At 41.3% G+C, this 25,025-nt stretch carries 19 protein-coding genes, 2 tRNA genes and 2 rRNA genes (1 of these 23 cut by a window edge); 21 read left to right on the plus strand and 2 right to left on the minus strand.

The features are described 5' to 3' along the window. Positions 1-91: 91 nt before the first annotated feature. Positions 92-163, minus strand: a tRNA-Glu gene (locus tag O7776_RS00425). A gap of 9 nt (positions 164-172) precedes the next feature. Further along, positions 173-249 (minus strand) — tRNA-Met (locus tag O7776_RS00430). Positions 250-527: 278 nt separating this feature from the next. Here O7776_RS00430 and O7776_RS00435 point away from each other — a divergent pair. The 21 genes from O7776_RS00435 to O7776_RS00535 all read left to right on the plus strand — a co-directional run. Further along, positions 528-2,888, plus strand: a complete 2,361-nt coding sequence (locus tag O7776_RS00435) for a SpoIIE family protein phosphatase (protein WP_274308731.1) — start codon at positions 528-530, stop codon at positions 2,886-2,888. A 144-nt stretch (positions 2,889-3,032) separates the two neighbouring features. After that, positions 3,033-4,439: a tRNA lysidine(34) synthetase TilS gene (tilS, locus tag O7776_RS00440; protein ID WP_274308732.1), complete on the plus strand. Its 1,407-nt coding sequence runs from the start codon at positions 3,033-3,035 to the stop codon at positions 4,437-4,439. Positions 4,440-4,471: 32 nt separating this feature from the next. Next, on the plus strand, positions 4,472-5,014 hold the full coding sequence (gene hpt, locus O7776_RS00445) for a hypoxanthine phosphoribosyltransferase (protein WP_241371020.1): 543 nt from the start codon (positions 4,472-4,474) through the stop codon (positions 5,012-5,014). Between the two features lie 286 nt (positions 5,015-5,300). Then, entirely contained in the window at positions 5,301-7,328 is a 2,028-nt protein-coding gene (gene ftsH / locus O7776_RS00450; RefSeq protein ID WP_274308733.1) for an ATP-dependent zinc metalloprotease FtsH, read from the plus strand. 427 nt (positions 7,329-7,755) lie between these two features. Then, on the plus strand, positions 7,756-8,178 hold the full coding sequence (locus O7776_RS00455; protein ID WP_274308734.1) for a MarR family winged helix-turn-helix transcriptional regulator: 423 nt from the start codon (positions 7,756-7,758) through the stop codon (positions 8,176-8,178). A gap of 12 nt (positions 8,179-8,190) precedes the next feature. Next, complete coding sequence (locus tag O7776_RS00460; protein ID WP_274308735.1) at positions 8,191-8,817, plus strand: nitroreductase family protein; 627 nt, start codon at positions 8,191-8,193, stop codon at positions 8,815-8,817. An 82-nt stretch (positions 8,818-8,899) separates the two neighbouring features. Beyond that, positions 8,900-9,667 carry a type III pantothenate kinase gene (locus O7776_RS00465; protein ID WP_274308736.1) on the plus strand — a complete coding sequence of 256 codons (768 nt, stop codon included), beginning with the start codon at positions 8,900-8,902 and terminating at the stop codon, positions 9,665-9,667. Positions 9,668-9,684: 17 nt separating this feature from the next. Next, entirely contained in the window at positions 9,685-10,566 is an 882-nt protein-coding gene (hslO, locus tag O7776_RS00470) for an Hsp33 family molecular chaperone HslO (protein ID WP_274308737.1), read from the plus strand. Continuing rightward, positions 10,550-11,506, plus strand: coding sequence for a peptidyl-prolyl cis-trans isomerase (locus O7776_RS00475; RefSeq protein ID WP_274308738.1), 957 nt, complete (start codon positions 10,550-10,552; stop codon positions 11,504-11,506). The genes hslO and O7776_RS00475 overlap by 17 nt, the downstream gene beginning before the upstream one ends. A 167-nt stretch (positions 11,507-11,673) precedes the next feature. Further along, positions 11,674-12,609 (plus strand): cysteine synthase A, encoded by a 936-nt coding sequence (gene cysK, locus O7776_RS00480; RefSeq protein ID WP_274308739.1) that lies wholly within the window; start codon positions 11,674-11,676, stop codon positions 12,607-12,609. Positions 12,610-12,838: 229 nt separating this feature from the next. Then, the gene (locus O7776_RS00485) at positions 12,839-14,248 is read left to right on the plus strand and encodes an anthranilate synthase component I family protein (protein WP_274308740.1); all 1,410 of its coding nucleotides are present in this window, start codon (positions 12,839-12,841) and stop codon (positions 14,246-14,248) included. Then, positions 14,245-14,814: an aminodeoxychorismate/anthranilate synthase component II gene (gene pabA, locus O7776_RS00490; protein ID WP_274308741.1), complete on the plus strand. Its 570-nt coding sequence runs from the start codon at positions 14,245-14,247 to the stop codon at positions 14,812-14,814. Before O7776_RS00485 ends, pabA begins: the two co-directional genes overlap by 4 nt. 11 nt (positions 14,815-14,825) lie before the next feature. Then, the gene (gene pabC / locus O7776_RS00495; RefSeq protein ID WP_274308742.1) at positions 14,826-15,689 is read left to right on the plus strand and encodes an aminodeoxychorismate lyase; all 864 of its coding nucleotides are present in this window, start codon (positions 14,826-14,828) and stop codon (positions 15,687-15,689) included. Next, positions 15,673-16,533, plus strand: coding sequence for a dihydropteroate synthase (gene folP / locus O7776_RS00500; protein WP_274308743.1), 861 nt, complete (start codon positions 15,673-15,675; stop codon positions 16,531-16,533). Before pabC ends, folP begins: the two co-directional genes overlap by 17 nt. Before the next feature lie 10 nt (positions 16,534-16,543). Beyond that, positions 16,544-16,912, plus strand: a complete 369-nt coding sequence (gene folB, locus O7776_RS00505) for a dihydroneopterin aldolase (RefSeq protein ID WP_274308744.1) — start codon at positions 16,544-16,546, stop codon at positions 16,910-16,912. Continuing rightward, positions 16,909-17,430, plus strand: a complete 522-nt coding sequence (folK, locus tag O7776_RS00510) for a 2-amino-4-hydroxy-6-hydroxymethyldihydropteridine diphosphokinase (protein ID WP_274308745.1) — start codon at positions 16,909-16,911, stop codon at positions 17,428-17,430. Before folB ends, folK begins: the two co-directional genes overlap by 4 nt. Continuing rightward, on the plus strand, positions 17,382-17,585 hold the full coding sequence (locus O7776_RS00515) for a helix-turn-helix domain-containing protein (protein ID WP_274308746.1): 204 nt from the start codon (positions 17,382-17,384) through the stop codon (positions 17,583-17,585). The genes folK and O7776_RS00515 overlap by 49 nt, the downstream gene beginning before the upstream one ends. A 21-nt stretch (positions 17,586-17,606) precedes the next feature. Continuing rightward, positions 17,607-18,626, plus strand: coding sequence for a tRNA dihydrouridine synthase DusB (dusB, locus tag O7776_RS00520; protein ID WP_274308747.1), 1,020 nt, complete (start codon positions 17,607-17,609; stop codon positions 18,624-18,626). A gap of 171 nt (positions 18,627-18,797) precedes the next feature. After that, the gene (gene lysS / locus O7776_RS00525; RefSeq protein WP_274308748.1) at positions 18,798-20,300 is read left to right on the plus strand and encodes a lysine--tRNA ligase; all 1,503 of its coding nucleotides are present in this window, start codon (positions 18,798-18,800) and stop codon (positions 20,298-20,300) included. Positions 20,301-20,884: 584 nt separating this feature from the next. Continuing rightward, positions 20,885-22,437, plus strand: a 16S ribosomal RNA gene (locus O7776_RS00530). A 303-nt stretch (positions 22,438-22,740) separates the two neighbouring features. Beyond that, positions 22,741-25,025: ribosomal RNA gene (locus tag O7776_RS00535) — 23S ribosomal RNA — on the plus strand; it runs 644 nt beyond the window's last position. Together the 16S and 23S rRNA genes form the textbook arrangement of a ribosomal RNA operon.

Consider the following 25,025-nt stretch of genomic DNA (forward strand, 5'->3'; position numbering starts at 1 on the left):
TTTATTCTTACCATCGCCTATAGCGGATTATTAATACATGATACGAGTGTTGTCCAAAAAGTAAACACTTTTAGGATAGCACTTCCTAAGATGACCCGTACGGGATTCGAACCCGTGTTACCGCCGTGAAAGGGCGGTGTCTTAACCACTTGACCAACGGGCCAAACAAATATGGTGGCGGCAGAGGGAGTCGAACCCACGACCTTTCGGGTATGAACCGAGTGCTCTAGCCAACTGAGCTACACCGCCAATTTAACAACAAAACTAATAATACAAGGCTACGTTAAAAGTGTCAACACTAATTTCATAAATTTAAATAAGAATAATTTATACTTATCTTTTTTGGGAAAGATAGTTAAAATACTTTAATTTGGAGAGGGATTATGCATGAAATAGGGATAAAATATTACAATTTTCACTGTTATGTAAAAAAATCGTCGAACGTTTTTTTTATGAGGCTACTATAAACAGACAAAATTCTAATTGCATCTTTTCTATAATAGCGACAAAAAGAAAAGGTGAGTATAGTGGTTACAATCAATCGTCAGCAAGAAGAAAAAATGTTTCCTAGTTTAAAACTCGATGAATTAAACAATAGAAAGCAGTTGTTTGCGGTAAGTATTTTATTTATTGCCTTTTGCTTTGCGCAGGCAGTATTTTTTGAAACGATTGCTCCATTATTTTTACCACTTTGGCTCGTCCTAAGGGAAAAGTTACCGAACTCTCAAAAATTCGTATTAATCGGCGGACTTTTAGGGACGTTTTTATTAGGGTTTGGTCAAGGGATGTTGGTTCTCTTACAATTGTTATGGCTAGAGGGATTACACCGTTTTCCATATGTAAAAATTTCAGTCTATGCACAGTTACTAACAGCGGTTTTGGCTGTGCAAATGCTTTGGCAAATAGTGCTTAATGGTGGGTTGCCGACGGTGTTGGTAATCGCTTCAATTGTTTATGAAAGCTTGTTTGCCCTTATGATTTTATTTTTTTTAAATCAACTTGTACCAATTAAAGGTGCGCGTAATGATGAATGGACAAAACATAAAATGGTTGCAGCTGTTTTCATTTTAGCCAGTTTGATTGTTGGTATGAAGGAACTTGTCGTAGTATATTTTTCGTTACCACAAATTATGCTGCAATTATTGATTTGTATTGTGGCGTTTACATCCACAATTGGGGCGACTGTTGTTTTGACGTTAGCCCTTGGGTTTTTAATTGGTTTGGCAGATTTATCATTTACAGGGATGATGATATTGTATGCGTGTAGCGGGTTAGTTGCGAGCTTTGTCCAACTTTATGGGCGTGTAGTTCTTGCGGTTTTTAGCTTGCTGCCGAGTGTATTTTTCTTTTACTACGATGCTACGTTACCACTCGATAGTGTGTACTTTTTATCAAGTATAACGGGTGTGATTTTATTTTTGCTTTTGCCAAAGAGCTTTTTGCAAGAGTGTCGAGATTACTATACGCAACAAACAACACCTGTTGTTCGTATTCATCGTAATGAAATGGTGGAGCAACAATTACAACAATTTCAACATTTTGCGTTTTTTATGAATGAACTTGTATTCGAGCGATTTACAAAAGATGTAGCAGCAACAACAAATCAACCTACACATAATGAGCCATTTTTAATTTGTTCAAGCTGTTTTCGCCGTGCGCAATGCTTTGGTGGCGAGCAAGAAATGGTGCCAATTATAGAAAATTGGCGTTTAGCAAGACGTAGTTCGAAGCCCGTGACATGGTTGCGTGCAGAAGAACAATTGAAAAGCAAATGCATCAAATCTGGAAAATTACTAGAGGAGCTCCAAGCGGCATTACAAAAAGAGCAAATGGAGCGTCAGTTTTATCATGGTAAAAAGATGATTGCGCTTCAATTACGCGATTTAACGGAGCATTTACAACAATTACTACAGCATCAGCAAAAAGAGCTAGATGCTCCAGAAACATCGAATCAATTACAGCAGTTTTTAATAGAGCAAGGCTTAAAGTGCTTGCATATTGAATGGCAAAACAATGAAATCGGTGAGCGTGAAATCAATTTTTATATGGCTGATGAAGGCGATTTGCAAGGGTTGATGCAAGCACTTGAAAAGCATTTGTTTGAATGGCTTCACGAACCAATGCAAGGGGAGCTTATAAGTGAACAACGTCATCCAATTTTTTACCGACAATTAAAGTTTCGTTCAGCAATTCGCTATCAATTGGAGTATGATGTATATACGTATTCTTATAAAGACCATGCTATTTCGGGCGACTCCTATCGCGTGTTTCCACTGCATAAAGGCTTAATGGCAATGATGCTATCGGATGGAATGGGGAGAAATCAGTCAGCGCAAGAAGAAAGCGAACGTTTAATTCATATGTTGCAGCAATGCTTAGCTTATAATCTAGACCCAGAAACGGCAATGCATACGATGCACTACGTTTTATCGCTTAAAAATGATTCGGATATGTATGCCACGATGGATTTTGCGCTTGTTGATTTACAGTTTGGTAATTTGTGGTGTTGGAAAGCGGGCGGTATGACGACGTATGTGCTGCGTGGGGACGAATTATTTAAAGTAGAAAGTACATGTGCCCCAATAGGATTTTTACCAGACTTTGCTGTCGATACAGAAATGGTGAAACTCCGTGCAGAAGATGTTATTTTAATGGTATCAGACGGCTTATTCACGGCATTAGAGCAATGGGATGTGCAGGAAAAGCGATTTATATCAGCGATTCGTGAAAGTTTAGCACAAGGTGCATCGATTCAAGTCGCATTATTTGATTGTATGACGCATTATAAGCAGAAGTATGAAATAACTGACGATTGTACTGTCATGCTGTTTCGTTTGCAACATGTAGCAAAGCCGTGGCATGTTTTTCGACCGACCAATGTCGTTTAAATTGATTCAGCGGGGGGGAGAATCCCAACTGAATCAATTTGAGCCCCGGTGGATGTTACAGATTTTTTAGGGGGATTTTTCAAGCGGGTTTAAAAAATCTGGACATAAGTTAGCCGTGGCGTAATTGAAAATGAGGTGAATTTGATGCATAGTTTAGAGCATCGTGTATTAGCATATATGAAAGAACTTCAGCTCATACAGCAAGGAGATAAATTATTGATAGCTTGTTCGGGAGGCGTTGATTCAATGGCGCTTCTCTCTTTTTTTCAGCGCTTTCGCCATTATCTGCAGATTGATATAGCAGTCGCACATGTGGATCATATGCTGCGTGGAGAGGTTTCAGCTCAAGATCGTTTATTTGTGGAACAGTATTGTAATGATTTTGCGATACCGGTTTATAGCTGTGCCATTCCTATTGCATCGATTTACGAACAGGAGGGCGGCAATACACAAGCTATTTGCCGCCGAGAGCGCTATCAATTTTTTGAACAGCTAATGCAAGAGCATGCATTCACAAAGCTCGTAACGGCACATCATGCGGATGACCAATTAGAATCAATGCTCATGGCTTTAACAAAGGCTAGCTCGTTAAATGGCTTAAAGGGAATTTTGCCGATTCGTTCATTTGCACAACAATTTGTTATTCGCCCATTTTTAGGGGTTACAAAAGCGCAAATAGGGGAATATTTACATAGCGAAGCACTTACGTATCGTGAAGATGCAAGTAATGCAAAAGATGCGTATACGCGGAATCGTTTTCGCCATCATATTGTCCCGTTATTAAAACAGGAAAATGCATTGGTATCAGAACATGCAGTACAGATTTCGCAGCAGCTTATTGCCGATGATTTATTATTAATGCAACTTGCACAAGACCGTTTTTCACATCTTTTTGAAAGAATTGATGGAAATTGTTATAAAGTATCGGTTTCTACGTTACAAAATGAACCACTTGCTTTACAAAGAAGGCTCATTTTAATACTATTAAATTATCTTTATAACGAATCGAATACAATTCAAAGCTATGCACTTTGTACGGCCATTTTGGCGTTATTTGATACGTCTGAAGGTAGCCGTTCAGTCGATTTACCTGAGAATTTTATTGCACGCCGTCATTACGATGAAATTGTATTTGAACAAAAGCAAAGAAATAGTTCGCTCGAAAAGCAGCAGCTTACATTCAATAAATGGTATACATTTGGATCTATTCGAATGTTTATCGGGGAGCTTGCACAATGCGATGATGCGTTTCTACAACAGCATCAACCAAAATATTTCTCTGCTTCCTCGATGGCAATTCCGCTCATTGTAAGAGCTCCTGAAAAAGGGGATCGCCTTGCACTACAAGGTATGCAGCAAAAGAAAAAAGTATCTCGCATTTTTATTGATGACAAGATTCCTTTCATTAAAAGAGCCAATTGGCCGTTATTAGTCGATTCAAATGACGAGCCGATAGCTTTATTAGCTGTACGCTTAAACAATAAATTTTCCAACGTAAAATTGGCCAAGCATGATTGTGTACTTATTGTGGAAAGCGATGAATGTTATTAGAAAGTTGAAATAATCTAAGGAGGAATCTACCCATGATTCAAAATGATATTGAAAAAATAGTGATTTCAGAAGAACAAATCCAGGAGCGTATTAAAGAACTAGGCGCACAATTAACAGAAGAGTACAAAGATAGCTTCCCATTAGCGGTAGGTGTATTAAAAGGGGCTATGCCTTTCATGACAGATTTAATGAAACGTTTTGATTCTTACGTTGAGTTAGATTTCATGGATGTATCTTCATATGGTAATGCAACGGTTTCGTCTGGAGAAGTAAAAATTTTAAAAGACTTAAATACAAGCGTTGAAGGCCGTGACGTTATAATTATCGAGGATATTATCGATAGTGGTTTAACATTGAGCTATTTGGTGGATTTATTTAAATACCGTAAAGCAAAATCAATTAAAATCGTAACATTATTAGATAAGCCATCTGGTCGTAAAGTAAACTTAGAGGCAGATGTTGTTGGCTTCGAAGTACCAGACGGATTTGTAGTAGGATATGGTCTAGATTACGCAGAGAAATATCGTAACTTACCATACATCGGAATTTTAAAACGCGAAGTATACTCATTTTAACTTGATTCAGCGGGGGCAAACCCCAGCTGAATCAAGTTAAGCCCCGGCGGATGTCACAGATTTTTTAGGGGAATTTTTCAAGCGAGCTTGTAAAATCTGGACGCAATTACGCCGAGGCGTAATTGATTAATTTGGACGAATTTGGGAGTTCGGTTGGTAATTGAGCGGATTTTGTCATAATTCACTTGAACATTTAAAATACTTGGTGCTTTTCATTGTATCAATTTTTCAACGTATGTTAAGATTTTACTTATAGTTTTTCTGTAACGTTGTGAGGAGGCTGGGGATGAATCGAATATTTCGATACACCATATTTTATTTACTAATTTTTCTCGTGATTATCGGGATTTTTGGAACATTTAGTGGTGGTAAAAAGACAACTGAAAACCTAGAATATTACGCATTTTTTGAGGCGCTTGAAAGTGATAAAGTGGATTCCATCACAATTCAGCCTGAACGAGGCGTGTATAAAATCGTAGGTCAAATGAAGGGCGCTGAAGATGGCGAAACATTTACAGTAAATATTCTGCAAAATGACCAAACTTCGGTAGATCGCATCACACAAATTCAAGCCGGTAAATACCCAGGTGTTGAAGTTTTAGAAGCGGCCCAAACAAGTGGATTCGTAACGTTCCTTACGAGCATCATTCCATTTGTCATTATTATTATTCTGTTCTTCTTCTTATTAAGCCAGTCACAAGGTGGCGGTAATAAGGTAATGAACTTCGGTAAATCAAAGGCGAAGCTATTTGATGACTCGAAGAAAAAAGTTCGCTTCAATGATGTAGCGGGTGCTGATGAAGAAAAGCAAGAGCTTGTTGAAGTAGTAGACTTCTTAAAAGATCACCGCAAATTCACAGATATCGGTGCGCGTATTCCTAAAGGGATTCTACTTGTAGGTCCTCCAGGTACGGGTAAAACATTACTTGCACGTGCGGTAGCTGGTGAAGCAGGCGTACCATTCTTCTCGATTTCAGGTTCTGACTTCGTAGAAATGTTCGTTGGTGTCGGTGCATCTCGTGTTCGTGACTTATTCGAGAACGCGAAGAAAAATGCACCATGTATCATTTTCATCGACGAGATTGATGCAGTAGGTCGTCAACGTGGTGCTGGTCTTGGTGGTGGTCACGATGAGCGTGAACAAACATTAAACCAATTACTAGTTGAAATGGATGGTTTCGGAGCTAACGAAGGTATTATTATCATCGCGGCAACAAACCGCCCAGATATTCTAGATAAAGCATTATTGCGTCCTGGTCGTTTTGACCGTCAAATTACGGTAGGACACCCTGATGTAAAAGGCCGTGAAGCAATTCTTAAAGTACATGCACGCAACAAGCCGTTATCAGATTCAGTTGATTTAGCAGCTGTTGCACAACGTACACCAGGATTCTCGGGTGCTGATTTAGAAAACTTATTAAACGAAGCTGCTCTTGTTGCTGCTCGTAAAAACAAAAAAACAATTAACATGGCAGACATCGACGAAGCCTCTGACCGCGTCATCGCTGGTCCAGCAAAAGCAAGTCGCGTTTACTCTCCAAAAGAGAAAAAACTTGTGGCATTCCACGAAGCGGGTCACGTTGTTGTTGGTTTAGAATTAGACGAAGCAGATACTGTTCACAAAGTAACAATCGTACCACGTGGTCAAGCAGGTGGTTACGCGATTATGTTACCGAAGGAAGAGCGCTTCTTTACTACAAAACAAGAATTACTGGATCGTATCGCTGGTTTATTAGGTGGACGTGTTGCGGAAGAAATCGTACTGGGTGAAGTTTCAACAGGCGCACACAATGACTTCCAAAAAGTAACGAGTATTGCACGTGCAATGGTAACAGAATATGGTATGAGCAGTAATTTAGGGGCAGTTCAATACGGCTCAAATCAAGGCGGTAACCCGTTCTTAGGTCGTGATTTTGGCTCAGATCAAAACTACTCTGATACAATTGCTTATGAAATCGATAAAGAAGTGCAACGTATCGTTGACGAGCAATATGCACGTACAAAACGTATCCTAACTGAGAAACGTGAATTGCTAGATTTAATTGCCAATACGTTAATGACGAAAGAAACATTAAACGCGCAAGAAATCGAGCATTTACGTGATCATGGTACACTTCCAGAAGTTGAAGCAGAAGCAACATCTGCACCTCAGGGAGAAACGAAAGAAGCAACACCAACAGTTGAAACTGCTGGCAATGCTTCCATCAACCAAGAGGTAACAGGTGAAGTGAAATTTCCAACAGTAGAAGATTTACCGAAAGATGAGTCATCTGAACGCACACAAGGCATCAATGAAGACCGTCCAAAACAATAACGCATGAACACAAACGAGCTCCTTGAATTATTCAAGGAGCTCGTTTTTTATATCAAAAAAGCATATGATTTGCGTTCTACAATATTTCTTTTATAATTGACTAGTCAACAGTTGATTAGTCTTGTGTTAAACTTGCTCCAGCAAAAGTCCTCCACTTCTATAAATGGGGGATGACTGCTAAGTATAATCTTCATTCAGTGGGGGCAAATCCCGGATGACTAGAGTAACAAAGGCTAAAAGCGTCACGTCCTGTGACAATGCCTTTGTGATCAACTTCATGTTGACCTAAATTCTCTGGCAGATGTCACAGTTTTTAAAAGGTTTTTCGAGAGAGCTCGAAAAACATCTGGACGCAATTACGTTGGTGCGTAATTGATATCCTACCGAGCTGTTGTAATTGGTGAGGAAAGGAGTTCTTCAAGCAACTATGGAGCAATTGAAACAAATTATTTTATTAATGAAGGCAATTGATCGGCAAGTAACCAAACAGTTTGAACAACAAACAGACATTAGTATGACACGCTATGAGCTTTTGTTCACACTTATCAACAAAGGAACGGTATCTCAGCAAATTTTAAAACAAGCACTGCAAATCGACCAAGCAGCGATTACAAGACATTTAAAACTGCTAGAAGATGAACAGCTTGTTGAACGCAACCGTAATGAAAAAAATAATCGAGAAGTGCTCGTAAGTATTACTGAAGCGGGACGGAACCAATTAATGTACTGTCAAAAAGGAAAAAATTATTATTTAGATCAATTGGCGAGCAACTTTTCACAGCAAGAATTAGAGCTACTAAATAACTTGCTACAGCGTTTACAACAAAATAGTGACCAATACGAAAGATAAGAGGGATTACTCATGACAACGACAATAACATCAGCAAAAAACATTATGTATGCAAGAAAATCTGTTCGTAAATATAAAGAGGGTGTAACGATTCCACAAGAAGTATTGCACCAATTAATTGAAGATGCGATTTCAGCACCTTCATCAAGCAATATGCAGCCTTGGCGCTTTTTAGTAATCCAAGACCAAGACGTAAAAAATGAACTGTTACCGATTGCAAATAATCAACAACAAGTTGCAACGTGCTCGGCATTAATTGCGGTGTTAGGTGATTTAGAAATGTATGAGCGTTCGGAGGAAATTTATCAAGCGAATGTAGAGTTAGGTGCTATGCCACAGAACGTTGCGGATATGATGATTGCTAATTCTCGCAAACTGTATAGCTCATTGCCACAAGATGTATTAAAAAGTATTATTTCGTTTGATGCAGGGCTTGTATCGATGCAGTTAATGCTATTAGCAAAAGAAATGGGCTATGACACAGTAACAATGGGTGGCTTCAATAAAGTACAATTTGCACAATATTTTAATTTACCAGCCAACGAAATACCGATTGTATTAATCGCTTTAGGTGAAGCGGAAATTCCAGCACACGGCACTTCACGTATCGCAGCTGAAAAAATTACGCGCTTTATTTAAGGAAGCGTATTAGTGACTATAATCGAAGCGTTCAACTATGGTATCATTTTTGCATAGAATACTTTAAAAGTAGGTGACGAACGTGATATTAGTAATGGATGCAGGAAATTCTAACATCATTTTAGGTGTATATGAGCAAGATCAACTTCGTTACCATTGGCGTATGGAGACCGACCCGCGAAAAACAGAAGATGAATATGCAATGCAGATAAAGGCTTTTTTTACGCATGAGGGATTAGCGTTTGAACAAATGACGGGGATTATTATATCATCAGTAGTACCCCCGATTATGTTTGCACTAGAAGCAATGTGTCACAAGTATTTTCATATTGCACCACTTGTAGTAGGACCAGGGGTAAAAACCGGTTTAAACATTAAGTATGAAAACCCACGTGAAGTCGGGGCAGATCGTATCGTCAATGCAGTGGCAGCGCTCGCTCAATATGGTGGTAAGCCGCTAGTTGTCGTAGATTTTGGGACGGCCATTACGTATTGTTATTTAAATGAACAAGGCACGTATATGGGAGGAGCGATTGCACCAGGTATCGCAATTTCTACGGAAGCCTTATATGCCCGTGCATCAAAGCTACCACGTATCGAAATCATGAAAACTGAGCAAGTCGTTGGCAAAAATACAATTGCTGCGATGCAGGCAGGAATTTTTTATGGATTTATTGGCCAAGTAGAAGGTATCGTTAATCGCATGAAAGCTCAAAGTAATATCGAGCCACTTGTTGTCGCAACAGGCGGGCTAGCGAAATTTATTGCGCAAGAAACACAAGCTATTGATATTGTCGATCCGTTTTTAACGTTAAAGGGCTTGCATATTATTTATAAAAGAAATCAGTAGAAAAGAGGAATTTCAACATGAAAGACTACTTAGTAAGAGCAATTGCATTTGACGGACAAGTACGTGCATTTGCAACGAAAACAACAGAAACTGTAAGCGAAGCACAACACCGTCATAACACATGGCCAGTCGTTTCAGCAGCATTAGGTCGTTCAATGACTGCGGCTGTTATGATGGGTGCAATGTTAAAAGGTGAGGATAAAATTACAGTTAAAATTGAAGGGAACGGTCCAATCGGTCCGATGGTAATCGATGCGGATGCAAAAGGTGATGTGCGTGGTTTCGTAACAAACCCACATGTACACTTTGATTTAAACGAACATGGAAAATTAGATGTACGTGCTGGTGTAGGGAGTGAGGGTACATTAACAGTTGTAAAAGATTTAGGGCTACGTGATATGTTCTCAGGTCAAACACCAATCGTTTCAGGGGAGGTTGCCGAAGACTTCACATACTACTTCGCATCATCTGAACAAGTGCCTTCATCAGTAGGCTTAGGGGTTTTAGTAAACCCAGACAACACCATTTTAGCTGCGGGTGGCTTCATTGTGCAATTAATGCCAGGTTGTGAAGACGAAACAATTAATGAAATTGAAAAACGTTTATCTTCCATTGAGCCCGTTTCAAAAATGATTGAAAAAGGATATTCACCAGAGCAAATTTTAACTGCCGTATTAGGTGAAGGAAATGTGCAAATTCTTTCAACATTACCTGTTCAATTTCAATGCCAATGTTCAAAGGAGCGTTTCGGTGCAGCAATTATCGGTTTAGGTGTCAATGAAATTCAAGAAATGATTGATGAAGATGGCGGAGCAGAAGCGCAATGTCACTTCTGTTTAGAAAAATATCACTTCGATCAAAAAGAACTTGAAGGTTTCATCGATGAAATCCAATCGTAATTTACACCAAACACCAGAAAATGTACCGTATACACAACGACGCTTAAAAACCAAACCAACGTTATTACTATTACTTATCTTGTTTATCGGAAATATATTATGGTTTGTGGTATGGTTACTCCCTTCTGACAATCCGTCATTAGAAAACGGTAGCGAGTCTATCGCTACCGTTGACGGAGATGCCATTACACGCCAGCAATGGCTTGCCGCAATGGAAAGCCGCTTTGGGAAAGAAACGCTTCGAGATTTAGTCAATGAGGCGGTCATGGAAAAAGCCGCAGATAAATATAAAATTAAAGTGAGCGAAGAAGAAATTGATTTAGAAATCGCATTGCAACGTTCGGTACAAGATGCAAACGACACGACTTTACATAGTTTATCAACTGACCAATTACGACAAAAAATACGTGCACAGCTAATTTTAGATAAAGTGCTGACAAACGATGTTGTTGTAGAAGACAAGGAAGCGGAGAGCTACTATGAAGAAAACCAGTCTTTCTATAATATCCCAACAACATTTCGTACCAGTCTAATTGTTGTGAATTCTAAAGAAGATGCTGAACGCGTTGAAAAGGAATTAAAAAACGGCTCGGAATTTGATGTTTTAGCACGTGAGCATTCAACGGATGCTGCATCAGCGAGCTTAGGTGGAGATATTGGCTTTGTCTCTTCTGAGCAATCTTCATTAGACACAGCTATTTCTAAAGAGGTACAACAATTAAAAGAGCAAGAAACATCAAAACCATTTGTGTTACAAGATGGCCGATATGCGATTGTAACTGTTTCAGAAATCGTTGAGGGGCACTCATTCTCTTATGATGAGGTATCTCAACACGTAAAACGTCAATTAGCTCTAGAACAACTTCCACCTTCCATTACACCAGAGGCTTTCTGGGCAGAATTTGAAGCTGAGTGGATTTACGGCGAAGCAAAAAAATAACTCCAAATACGACATACCTAAAAAGGTGTGTCGTATTTTTTCGAGTAAGGGTAAGAATAATTTTCGAAAAATTTATGCAAATAATTGACAACATTTCACGAGACTGATAAGATTAAAATTAAGTAAAACCTATTAACTTGGTAGGGATTGAGAGGGGATATTAAATTATGAGTAAATTAGTAAACTCTGTGGCTGAATTAGTTGGTCGCACACCAATCGTAAAACTAAACAATGCAACAGGTGAAAACGACGGGAATGTATACGTAAAATTAGAATACTTCAACCCAGGTTCATCAGTAAAAGACCGTTTAGCTTTAGCGATGATCGAAGCAGCTGAAAAAGACGGTACATTAAAACCAGGTGGCACAATCATCGAGCCAACTTCAGGTAACACAGGTATCGGCCTTGCAATGATCGCAGCGGCAAAAGGCTACAAAGCGATTTTAGTAATGCCAGAAACAATGTCATTAGAGCGTCGCAACCTTTTACGTGCTTACGGTGCAGATTTAGTATTAACACCTGGTCCAGAAGGTATGAAAGGTGCTATCGCAAAAGCAGAGGAATTATCAGCTTCTGAGGGCTACTTCTTACCACAACAATTTAAAAACGAAGCAAATGCTGAAATTCACCGTTTAACGACAGGTCCAGAAATCGTAGAGGCATTTGAAGCGGATGGCTTACGAGTAGACGCATTCGTTGCTGGTGTTGGTACGGGTGGTACAATTACTGGCGCAGGTGAAGTACTAAAAGAAAAATTCCCAGCAATTGAAATTATCGCAGTGGAGCCAAAAGATTCACCAGTACTTTCTGGTGGTAACCCTGGGCCACACAAAATTCAAGGTATTGGTGCTGGCTTCGTACCAGACGTATTAGATACAGAAATATACACATCAGTATTCCCGGTAGAAAACGAAGTAGCATTCGAAAACGCACGTAAAGTGGCACGTGAAGAAGGTATTTTAGCGGGGATTTCATCTGGTGCAGCGATTTATGCAGCGATTGAAACAGCTAAACGTTTAGGTAAAGGGAAAAACGTAGTAGCGATCATCCCATCAAATGGTGAGCGTTACTTATCAACTCCTTTATACCAATTCGAAGACTAACTAATAGCAAACAAATAGCCATTCTAGTAGAGATATTTTACTAGGATGGCTTTTTTCAATGGGCGGAAAAATATGAATCATTTAAGGGGATTTGTTTAAGAAAAGCCATTAAATCGTGTTACTTTGGCGGATTTTGCGTTTTTCTAATGTGGAAAATCGCATTTCTCTAGCAATTTTCAGTACTTTCAAGTTTAATTAAAGCAAATAGTTAAAAGAAGGTGGATATAATATGCAGCAACTTGCAACGCACGTATTTCCAATGACGAAAGATGAGTTTTTTTATAGCTTTAAACAACAGACCGCAGATGTAAAACAACGCGTATTTTTAGAAAGCGGGCGCGGTGGCCATTATTCAATTGCTGCATGGGGTCCATTTGCGACAGCGCAATCTATAGAAAATGGTTTACAGATTACCTGGGAAAATGACGAAAAAGAAGTCAGATACGGGGAAGCGTTATCGCAACTTGAACAATTTATTAAGCAATATGAAATCGAAGCGAATGTGGAACTACCAGATTTTCAAGGTGGGGCGATTGGCTTTATTTCATATGATTATGCGCGCACGATTGAAGTGTTTGAAGAAGTAGCGATAAATGATTTACATGTGCCAGACATTTATTTTTATTTATTCGACCATTGGGCAGTTCATAATGTTGCGACAAATGAAGTCACTCTGATGAAGTTTGCGACGAGCGAAATGGATTTACAACAGTGGCAACATAAATGGGAACAAGCAGCTACTACGGGAATGACATTGCGCAACTTTAATCAAGAGGCCGCAACAAATGTAATACAAGATGAAAGTGAATTACAAGTATCATTTGCTGGGGCAGACTTTGAGGCAGCAGTAGGGAAAATTCAAGACTATATCGGACAAGGTGATGTATTCCAAGTGAATTTATCGGTACGTCAGGCAAAAAAACTATCGGCAACACCCATTACAATGTACGAGGCAGTCCGCTCGTTTAATCCATCACCGTATATGGGGTATATCGAAAGTGATCATTTTGCTGTTGTCAGTGGGTCACCAGAATTACTCGTAAAGAAAAAAGGTACAGAATTATCAACGCGTCCGATTGCGGGTACGCGTCCACGTGGAGCATCAGAATCGGAAGATTTAGCCCTTGCCAATGAGCTGATCGAGCACGAAAAAGAGCGAGCTGAACATGTGATGCTCGTAGACTTAGAACGAAATGACTTAGGACGAGTGAGCGCGTACGGCACAGTGGAAGTTAATGAGTTCATGGTCATTGAGTATTACTCGCATGTCATGCATATCGTGTCCAATGTACGCGGCCAAGTAGCACCTAACAAATCAAATGCCGATGTGATTCGTGCGATGTTCCCGGGTGGCACAATTACCGGTGCGCCGAAAATTCGTACGATGGAAATTATTGAGGAGCTTGAGCCCGTGCGACGAGGACTTTATACTGGTTCGATTGGATGGATTGGCTATACAGGTGACTTAGAATTAAATATCGTAATTCGAACAGCGTTTATTCAAGATGATGTAGCATATATTCAAGCGGGTGCGGGAATTGTTATCGATTCGATTCCGGGAAATGAATATGTGGAATCAATGAATAAAGCAAAGGCAATATGGCAAGCAAAAGCGATGGCAGAAGAGGTGAGCAAATGATTTTAATGATTGATAATTATGATTCGTTTACGTATAACTTAGTGCAATATTTCGGGGAGTTTGGCTATGAATTAGTCGTTAAGCGTAATGATACCGTTACTATTGAAGAAATTAAGCAGTTAAATCCGAAGATGATCGTTATTTCGCCAGGGCCATGTACACCAAATGAAGCGGGGCAAAGCCTAAATATCATTGAATATTTTGCTGGGAAAGTTCCAATTCTAGGAGTTTGCTTAGGACATCAAGCGATTGCACAAGTATTTGGTGGTGATGTTGTTCGCGCCAAACGTTTAATGCACGGTAAAACATCTCCAGTGCATCATAAAGAAATCGGCTTGCATGCTAAAAATAATAATCCCTTTTTAGCAACAAGATATCATTCGCTTATTGTAGAACCAACAACATTACCGGATTGTTTAGAAGTAACAGCCTGGACCGAAGAAGGCGAAATTATGGGATTGCGCCATAAGGAGTTTGCGATTGAAGGGGTACAGTATCACCCAGAGTCGATTATGACGGAGGATGGTAAGCTACTTTTAAAAACGTTTATTGAAAACTATTGCTAGGAGGAATGAGGATGCTTTGTTGGATGAACGGACAATTTATCGAAGAACAGGATTTACGCATTTCACCGTTTGATCATGGTTTTTTATATGGGCTTGGCTTTTTTGAAACATTTCGTACATATAAGGGAAAAGCGGTATTTTTACCACTCCATTTCGGACGTTTACTAGAGGCGTTAAAGGAGTATCGTATTCAATTTCCTTATAGCTTACAAGAAATAGAACAAATTATTGAACAGTTGAATGTACAAGATGGAAATGAAGGCTATTTCCGTTTAAATGTTTCGGCAGGACCGCATGCAATTGGGTTAGCACCTTCAGAATATGTGGAGCCAACTGTTATTTTGTTTCGTAAGGAGCTTCCACAAGTAAAACGTGGTACTGAAAAAGAGGCGGTTTGGTTAAAAACTTTGCGTAATTCGCCTGAACAAGAACAGCGTCACAAAAGTCATCATTATGGAAATAACGTACGTGCGCGCATGGAACTGCCAAGCCTAGCAGCACATGAAGGCTTTTTTACGGATGCACGTGGTGTTGTAGCTGAGGGGATTACGTCAAATATTTTTTGGATAAAAGACGGTATACTATATACGCCTTCCACAAAAATAGGTATTTTACCTGGTATTACGCGTGCGCTTGTCATTGAGCTTGCATCGCTAATAGGAATTCAAGTAAGAGAAGGTAGCTTTTTAAAGTGGGAGCTTGAGCAGGCAGATGAATGCTTTATTACAACTGCTGTGCAGGAACTTGTGCCGATATCATGCATAGGTAATGTTCGGTTTGCAGGTAGTGAAGGGCATATTTATCAAAAGCTGCATAATGCCTATATCGAAAAAATTGTAACCAATTTAGGAGAGCGCAATGCTAGAAAATTATAAAACGTTAACACTGAATAATATTGAATTAGATTTTTATAAAGAAACATTTGTAATGGGAATTCTAAATGTTACGCCAGATTCGTTTTCAGATGGTGGCCAGTATAATTCGATCGACAAGGCTGTAGGCCAAGCGAAAAAGATGGTTGCTGATGGAGCAAAAATTATTGATGTAGGCGGCGAATCGACGCGTCCAGGCTATACACGTATTTCTGATGAAGAAGAAATTGCACGAGTGGTACCGGTCATTGAAGCACTAGTGAAGGAAGTACCGGCAATTATTTCAATTGATACGTATAAATCAAATGTAGCACGCGCGGCGATTAAAGCGGGTGCACATATGATTAACGATATTTGGGGAGCAAAGGCCGATCCACACATGGCACAAGTTGCAGCGGAGCTAAATGTGCCAATTTTTTTAATGCATAACCGTGATAATGATGTGTATGGGGATTATTTTAATGACTTTTTACAAGATATGAAGGAAAGTATTGAAATCGTTAAAAAAGCCGGTGTACCAGCTGAGCACATTATGCTAGATCCGGGCATTGGTTTTGTCAAAAACTTAGCGCAAAGTATCGAAACAATGCAGCGTTTAGATGAACTTGTTGCGCTGGGCTATCCGGTACTGCTTGCAACATCGCGTAAACGTATGATCGGCGCGGTATTGGATTTACCTGTAGCTGAGCGTGTTGAAGGAACTGCCGCTACATGTGCATTCGGTGTACAAAAGGGTTGTCATCTTATGCGGGTGCATGACGTAAAAGAAATTGCGCGCACTGTCAAAATGATGGACGCTCTAGTAGGGAAATTAGAAGTACAAGGTGAATTAGCACCAAGACATTAAGGAGTTCTGTATGGATTATATTCATTTAAGAGAAATGCAGTTTTTTGGTTATCATGGGGTATTACCAGAGGAAAACGTATTAGGCCAACGCTTTCGTGCCAATGTGTCATTAGCGGTAGATATCAAAGGTGCAGGTGAAACCGATGAGTTAGACGATACCGTTAGCTATGTAGGTGTGTACGATATATGTAAGGAAGTAATAGAAGGAAAGCCTTATAAATTAATTGAAGCTGTTGCCGAAGCAATTGCGAAACAGGTACTAACGAAATATGAGGGACAAGTGTTTGGCTGCCGCGTGGAAGTTGTAAAGCCGGACCCACCAATTCCAGGGCATTATAAGGAAGTGGCTGTTGAGATTACGCGAGGGCAATTCGTATGAAGGTAGCGTATTTATCGATTGGCACAAATATAGGTGAGCGCGAACAAAACTTACAAGATGCCGTACGTATGCTATTGGCACATGAAGCAATTACCGTAACAGAAGTGTCATCGATTTACGAGACAGCGGCGGTAGGCTTTACGGAGCAGGCGGATTTTTTAAATATCGCGTTAAGCTTACAAACAAATTTGTCAGCGCATGAGTTACTTTTAGTGTGTCAACAAATTGAAAATGATTTAGGCCGCGTACGTGAATTCCGCTGGGGCCCTCGTATTATTGATTTGGATATTCTATTGTACAATAACGAAACGTACAACACAGAAACGCTTATAGTACCACACCCTCGCATGTACGAACGTGCTTTTGTACTCGTACCATTAAAAGAGATTATAGTAGAAAATTGTGATATGCTAGTAAACGTACAAAAAGCATTTCAAGCATTCGACATAGAGAAAGAGGGCGTCAAGCTGTGGAAGACGATCGCTACGGTCGACGAATTCGTGCCTTCCGAAAGCTAAAGCGAATTCAGCAAACCGAACTAGCAAAACGTATTGGTATATCTGTAACGATTTTAGGACGGATCGAACGAGGTGAAAAATCGCCTAGTAGGGAGCAACTTCAATCAATTGCGGATGTATTTAACATAGATATTCAGGAATTGAAAGGTGACTAACACTTAAAGGAGGGACAAACGTTGTCAAACATCGAACAAAAACCGTTCCAAATTGGCGACATCGTCATGGATAACCGCGTCGTACTTGCCCCGATGGCAGGTGTATGTAACTCAGCATTCCGTTTAACAGTAAAGGAATTTGGTGCGGGTTTAGTTTACGCAGAGATGATTAGCGATAAAGCGTTAAACATTCGCAATCAAAAAACGATGGACATGCTTTATATCGATGAGCGTGAAAATCCAATGACACTTCAAATTTTCGGAGGAGACAAAGAAAATTTAGTGGAGGCGGCAAAATTTGTAGATAAGCATACAACAGCGGATATTATCGATATTAATATGGGCTGCCCTGTCAATAAAATCATCAAATGTGAAGCGGGTGCCAAGTGGTTACTTGACCCGAACAAAATTTATGAGATGGTGTCAGCGGTAGTGGACGCAGTGGATAAGCCGGTATCGGTAAAAATGCGTATCGGCTGGGATGACGAGCATGTTTTTGCTGTAGAAAACGCGCTTGCTGCTGAACGCGCAGGTGTATCTGCTATTGCGATGCATGGTCGTACACGTGCGCAGATGTACGAAGGCAAAGCCAACTGGGATGTACTTGCAGAAGTGAAGAAGCATATTTCTGTACCGTTTATTGGTAACGGGGATGTGGAAACACCTCAAGATGCCAAACGTATGCTCGATCATACAGGTGCGGATGCGGTGATGATTGGTCGCGCGGCATTAGGTAATCCGTGGATGATGTATCAAACGGTGCGTTATTTAGAAACAGGGGAGCTATTACCAGAGCCATCCCTTCGCGAAAAGATGGACGTTTGCTTATTACACTTTGAACGTTTAAAGGCGTTAAAAGGAGAAAAGGTAGCGGTACGTGAAATGCGTAGCCATGCATCATGGTACTTAAAAGGTCTTCGTGGTAATGGGAAAATCCGAAACGCCATTAACACGGCTGAAACAGAAGTGGAATTACGTACGATTATTAACGGTGTAGTAGCAGAATATGAGGCAAATGGTAAAATATTAGAAGAAGTATAAAACGAGAAAGGCATCTATTATTAGGTGCCTTTTGTTGTATAATAATAATCATTTAACAGAATTATTAAACATTTCGAATTAATTCGAAACAGATGAATCGACAAACGAAATGCTGTACAATAGAAACATTATGGACAATTGTGCCGTTTTGGAGCGCAAAAATATTAAGGAGTGATACACGTGTCAAATATCGAAGAATTAAACGACCAACTTTTGGTGAGACGCCAAAAGATGACGGATATTCAAGAAAACGGTATGGACCCATTCGGTAGCCGTTTTGAACGTACACATTTATCGAATGAAGTAATTGCAGAAAATGAACAATTTGATAAAGAACAATTAGAAGAAAATCCACGCGAAGTTGTAATTGCCGGTCGAATCATGACAAAGCGCGGTAAAGGGAAAGCTGGTTTTGCCCACATTCAAGATTTAGGTGGTCAAATTCAAATTTACGTGCGTAAAGATGCAATCGGAGAAGAAGCGTACGAATTATTCAACAAAGCTGATCTTGGTGATATCGTAGGTGTAAAAGGGAATGTATTCCGCACTCAAGTTGGGGAGTTATCAGTAAAAGCTACTGAATTCACATTCTTAACAAAAGCATTACGCCCATTACCAGACAAATTCCACGGTTTAACTGACGTAGAACAACGCTACCGTCAACGTTATGTGGACTTAATGACAAACGATGAATCAAAAACGACATTCATCTTACGTTCAAAAATTATCCGTGCAATCCGCAACTACTTAGATAATAACGGTTATTTAGAAGTAGAAACACCAATGCTACACACAATCGCTGGTGGTGCTGCGGCGCGTCCGTTCATTACACACCACAATGCATTAGATATGGAATTATATATGCGTATCGCAATCGAGCTACATTTAAAACGTTTAATCGTTGGTGGCTTAGAAAAAGTATATGAAATCGGCCGTGTATTCCGTAACGAGGGAATTTCAACTCGTCACAACCCGGAGTTCACAATGATTGAGTTATATGAAGCATATGCAGATTATAAGGACATTATGGACTTAACAGAAAACCTAATCGCACACGTTGCGCAAGAGGTACTAGGTTCTACTTCTGTACAGTACGGTGAAGATACAATTGAATTAGGTGTCGGTTGGAAACGTGTACACATGGTTGATGCGGTTAAAGAAGCAACAGGTGTAGACTTCTGGGCAACAATGACTGTAGAAGAAGCACGTAAGCACGCTGCTGAGCACGGCGTAGAAATTAAAGATGCTCATGAAGTAGGTCACATCATTAATGAATTCTTTGAGCAAAAAATTGAAGAAACATTAGTTCAACCTACATTTGTAACAGGTCACCCAGTGGAAATTTCTCCATTAGCGAAGAAAAACCCTGAGGACCCACGTTTCACTGATCGTTTCGAGTTATTTATTGTTCGTCGTGAGCATGCTAATGCCTTCACTGAATTAAATGACCCAATCGATCAACGTGAACGTTTTGAAGCTCAAATGGCTGAAAAAGCAGCAGGTAATGATGAAGCGCACGAAATGGATAACGATTTCATTGAAGCATTAGAATATGGTATGCCTCCAACGGGTGGTTTAGGAATCGGTATTGACCGTCTTGTTATGTTATTAACTAATTCACCATCAATCCGTGATGTACTATTATTCCCAACAATGCGCCATACTTCAAAATAGAATTCGCAATTAAAAAGGAGAATCCGTAAAAGGGTTCTCCTTTTTTAGTTTGAAACTAAACATAGAATTTAAATGTAAGTGTTAAATAATAGAATGTTTGATAAGTTTTTAAATGTATGATTGGCTCGTTGTTGTAAAACGTACTAATTTTTGTACATTCATTTAAATTAGTCATGCAGAGTTAGTATAGTTGGTAAGATTATGAGACGTTTAAAAGGAATTAAAATTAATTAATATTTTTCTAATAAAACTATTGCAATATAACTTGGTGTGTGATAAATTATTACTTGTCGCTAAAACAGAACGACGATATTTAAAAAACTTTACTTTCCGTGTTGGAAATGATAAAGTATTAAAGTTATTAATTTTAGATAACATGTCCGAAACAACTTTTTCAAAAAAAGTTGTTGACAAGGAAAAACTAAAATGATAAGATATAAAAGTTGTCACAAACGACAACGATATGAACCTTGAAAACTGAACAAGCAACGTTAATGAAACAAAGCTTCTTAAATGAAGCAAACAATAGATTTCAACTTTAATTAGTTGAATCGCTAGCAAAGCAAATGAGCTTTCAAACTACTTTTATGGAGAGTTTGATCCTGGCTCAGGACGAACGCTGGCGGCGTGCCTAATACATGCAAGTCGAGCGAATGGATTTGGAGCTTGCTCCAATGACGTTAGCGGCGGACGGGTGAGTAACACGTGGGTAACCTACCCTATAGACTGGGATAACTTCGGGAAACCGGAGCTAATACCGGATAATACTTTGAACCACATGGTTGGAAGTTGAAAGATGGTTTCGGCTATCACTATAGGATGGACCCGCGGCGCATTAGCTAGTTGGTGAGGTAACGGCTCACCAAGGCGACGATGCGTAGCCGACCTGAGAGGGTGATCGGCCACACTGGGACTGAGACACGGCCCAGACTCCTACGGGAGGCAGCAGTAGGGAATCTTCCACAATGGACGAAAGTCTGATGGAGCAACGCCGCGTGAGTGAAGAAGGATTTCGGTTCGTAAAACTCTGTTGCAAGGGAAGAACAAGTAGCGTAGTAACTGGCGCTACCTTGACGGTACCTTGTTAGAAAGCCACGGCTAACTACGTGCCAGCAGCCGCGGTAATACGTAGGTGGCAAGCGTTGTCCGGAATTATTGGGCGTAAAGCGCGCGCAGGTGGTTCCTTAAGTCTGATGTGAAAGCCCCCGGCTCAACCGGGGAGGGTCATTGGAAACTGGGGAACTTGAGTGCAGAAGAGGATAGTGGAATTCCAAGTGTAGCGGTGAAATGCGTAGAGATTTGGAGGAACACCAGTGGCGAAGGCGACTATCTGGTCTGTAACTGACACTGAGGCGCGAAAGCGTGGGGAGCAAACAGGATTAGATACCCTGGTAGTCCACGCCGTAAACGATGAGTGCTAAGTGTTGGGGGGTTTCCGCCCCTCAGTGCTGCAGCTAACGCATTAAGCACTCCGCCTGGGGAGTACGGTCGCAAGACTGAAACTCAAAGGAATTGACGGGGGCCCGCACAAGCGGTGGAGCATGTGGTTTAATTCGAAGCAACGCGAAGAACCTTACCAGGTCTTGACATCCCATTGACCACTGTAGAGATACAGTTTTCCCTTCGGGGACAACGGTGACAGGTGGTGCATGGTTGTCGTCAGCTCGTGTCGTGAGATGTTGGGTTAAGTCCCGCAACGAGCGCAACCCTTGTTCTTAGTTGCCATCATTTAGTTGGGCACTCTAAGGAGACTGCCGGTGATAAACCGGAGGAAGGTGGGGATGACGTCAAATCATCATGCCCCTTATGACCTGGGCTACACACGTGCTACAATGGACGGTACAAACGGTTGCCAACCCGCGAGGGGGAGCTAATCCGATAAAACCGTTCTCAGTTCGGATTGTAGGCTGCAACTCGCCTACATGAAGCCGGAATCGCTAGTAATCGCGGATCAGCATGCCGCGGTGAATACGTTCCCGGGCCTTGTACACACCGCCCGTCACACCACGAGAGTTTGTAACACCCGAAGTCGGTGAGGTAACCTTTATGGAGCCAGCCGCCGAAGGTGGGATAGATGATTGGGGTGAAGTCGTAACAAGGTAGCCGTATCGGAAGGTGCGGCTGGATCACCTCCTTTCTAAGGATATTTTCGGAATTCATTCCTAGGGAATGAAACATTAACGGTTGCTGTTCAGTTTTGAAGGTTCATTCTTAATTGAATGGAATACTTCAAAAAATATTTGCTCCTGCCGCTAGCGCTTTTGTCGCAAGATTGCATGAAGCAAATTCAGTGAAGCTTAGTCACGATGTGATGGAAGTTCGCTGTCTTGTTCTTTGAAAACTGGATAAAACGACATTGATAAGTAATAAACAAACATAGATCAAGAAATTGATCGTGCAATATCCTTAAAATCTTACTTTTTAAGTAAGTTTAACTTTTGGTTAAGTTAATAAGGGCGCACGGTGGATGCCTTGGCACTAGGAGTCGATGAAGGACGGCACTAACACCGATATGCCTCGGGGAGCTGTAAGTAAGCTTTGATCCGGGGATTTCCGAATGGGGGAACCCACTATCTTTAATCGGATAGTATCTACACGTGAATACATAGCGTGATGAGGACAGACGCAGGGAACTGAAACATCTAAGTACCTGCAGGAACAGAAAGAAAATTCGATTCCCTGAGTAGCGGCGAGCGAAACGGGAAGAGCCCAAACCAAAGAGCTTGCTCTTTGGGGTTGTAGGACACTCTATACGGAGTTACAAAAGATTGGATTAGACGAAGCGACTTGGAAAGGTCCGCGAAACAAGGTAAAAGCCCTGTAGTCAAAAGTTCAGTCCCTCCAGAGTGGATCCTGAGTACGGCGGAACACGTGAAATTCCGTCGGAATCCGGGAGGACCATCTCCCAAGGCTAAATACTACCTAGTGACCGATAGTGAACCAGTACCGTGAGGGAAAGGTGAAAAGCACCCCGGAAGGGGAGTGAAATAGATCCTGAAACCGTGTGCCTACAAGTAGTTAGAGCCCGTTAATGGGTGATAGCGTGCCTTTTGTAGAATGAACCGGCGAGTTACGATTACGTGCGAGGTTAAGTTGATAAGACGGAGCCGCAGCGAAAGCGAGTCTGAATAGGGCGAATTAGTACGTGGTCGTAGACCCGAAACCAGGTGATCTACCCATGTCCAGGATGAAGGTGAGGTAACACTTACTGGAGGTCCGAACCCACGCACGTTGAAAAGTGCGGGGATGAGGTGTGGGTAGCGGAGAAATTCCAATCGAACTTGGAGATAGCTGGTTCTCTCCGAAATAGCTTTAGGGCTAGCCTCGTGATTGAGAATACCGGAGGTAGAGCACTGTTTGGACTAGGGGGCATCTCGCTTTACCGAATTCAGACAAACTCCGAATGCCGGATATTTATACACGGGAGTCAGACTGCGAGTGATAAGATCCGTAGTCAAAAGGGAAACAGCCCAGACCACCAGCTAAGGTCCCAAAGTAATCGTTAAGTGGAAAAGGATGTGGCGTTGCTTAGACAACCAGGATGTTGGCTTAGAAGCAGCCATCATTTAAAGAGTGCGTAATAGCTCACTGGTCGAGTGACGCTGCGCCGAAAATGTATCGGGGCTAAACGATTCACCGAAGCTGTGGATGCATACCGTTGGTATGCGTGGTAGGAGAGCGTTCTAAGGGCGTTGAAGTCAGACCGGAAGGACTGGTGGAGCGCTTAGAAGTGAGAATGCCGGTATGAGTAGCGAAACATGGGTGAGAATCCCATGCACCGTATGACTAAGGTTTCCTGAGGAAGGCTCGTCCGCTCAGGGTTAGTCGGGACCTAAGCCGAGGCCGATAGGCGTAGGCGATGGATAACAGGTTGATATTCCTGTACTACCTCCCCACCGTTTGAGAAATGGGGGGACGCAGTAGGGTAGGGTAAGCAGAGCGTTGGTTGTCTCTGTTCAAGCAGTAAGGTGTGTGCGTAGGTAAATCCGCGTACTTTAACATTGAGCTGTGATGACGACTCCGTATGGAGGAAGTTCCTGATCTCACACTGCCAAGAAAAGCCTCTATCGAGGTGGGAGGTACCCGTACCGCAAACCGACACAGGTAGTCGAGGAGAGAATCCTAAGGTGTGCGAGAGAACTCTCGTTAAGGAACTCGGCAAAATGACCCCGTAACTTCGGGAGAAGGGGTGCTCTGGTAGGGTGTATAGCCCGAGAGAGCCGCAGTGAATAGGCCCAGGCGACTGTTTAGCAAAAACACAGGTCTCTGCAAAACCGTAAGGTGACGTATAGGGGCTGACGCCTGCCCGGTGCTGGAAGGTTAAGAGGAGTGGTTAGCGCAAGCGAAGCTGCGAATTGAAGCCCCAGTAAACGGCGGCCGTAACTATAACGGTCCTAAGGTAGCGAAATTCCTTGTCGGGTAAGTTCCGACCCGCACGAAAGGCGTAACGATCTGGGCACTGTCTCAACGAGAGACTCGGTGAAATTATAGTACCTGTGAAGATGCAGGTTACCCGCGACAGGACGGAAAGACCCCGTGGAGCTTTACTGTAGCTTGATATTGAATTTTGGTACAACTTGTACAGGATAGGTAGGAGCCAGAGATCTCGGAGCGCCAGCTTCGAAGGAGGCGTCGGTGGGATACTACCCTGGTTGTATTGAACTTCTAACCCATGCCCCTTAGCGGGGTAGGAGACAGTGTCAGGCGGACAGTTTGACTGGGGCG

Origin of the sequence: Solibacillus daqui (assembly GCF_028747805.1) — a bacterium.
Classification (GTDB): domain Bacteria; phylum Bacillota; class Bacilli; order Bacillales_A; family Planococcaceae; genus Solibacillus; species Solibacillus daqui.

What these genes read in the sequence shown, in the direction of transcription:
- tilS (WP_274308732.1), top strand. Translation starts at nt 3,033, where the DNA reads ATGCATAGTTTAGAGCATCGTGTATTAGCATATATGAAAGAACTTCAG.
- hpt (WP_241371020.1), top strand. Translation starts at nt 4,472, where the DNA reads ATGATTCAAAATGATATTGAAAAAATAGTGATTTCAGAAGAACAAATC.
- ftsH (WP_274308733.1), top strand. Translation starts at nt 5,301, where the DNA reads ATGAATCGAATATTTCGATACACCATATTTTATTTACTAATTTTTCTC.
- O7776_RS00455 (WP_274308734.1), top strand. Translation starts at nt 7,756, where the DNA reads ATGGAGCAATTGAAACAAATTATTTTATTAATGAAGGCAATTGATCGG.
- O7776_RS00460 (WP_274308735.1), top strand. Translation starts at nt 8,191, where the DNA reads ATGACAACGACAATAACATCAGCAAAAAACATTATGTATGCAAGAAAA.
- hslO (WP_274308737.1), top strand. Translation starts at nt 9,685, where the DNA reads ATGAAAGACTACTTAGTAAGAGCAATTGCATTTGACGGACAAGTACGT.
- O7776_RS00475 (WP_274308738.1), top strand. Translation starts at nt 10,550, where the DNA reads ATGAAATCCAATCGTAATTTACACCAAACACCAGAAAATGTACCGTAT.
- cysK (WP_274308739.1), top strand. Translation starts at nt 11,674, where the DNA reads ATGAGTAAATTAGTAAACTCTGTGGCTGAATTAGTTGGTCGCACACCA.
- O7776_RS00485 (WP_274308740.1), top strand. Translation starts at nt 12,839, where the DNA reads ATGCAGCAACTTGCAACGCACGTATTTCCAATGACGAAAGATGAGTTT.
- pabA (WP_274308741.1), top strand. Translation starts at nt 14,245, where the DNA reads ATGATTTTAATGATTGATAATTATGATTCGTTTACGTATAACTTAGTG.
- pabC (WP_274308742.1), top strand. Translation starts at nt 14,826, where the DNA reads ATGCTTTGTTGGATGAACGGACAATTTATCGAAGAACAGGATTTACGC.
- folP (WP_274308743.1), top strand. Translation starts at nt 15,673, where the DNA reads ATGCTAGAAAATTATAAAACGTTAACACTGAATAATATTGAATTAGAT.
- folB (WP_274308744.1), top strand. Translation starts at nt 16,544, where the DNA reads ATGGATTATATTCATTTAAGAGAAATGCAGTTTTTTGGTTATCATGGG.
- folK (WP_274308745.1), top strand. Translation starts at nt 16,909, where the DNA reads ATGAAGGTAGCGTATTTATCGATTGGCACAAATATAGGTGAGCGCGAA.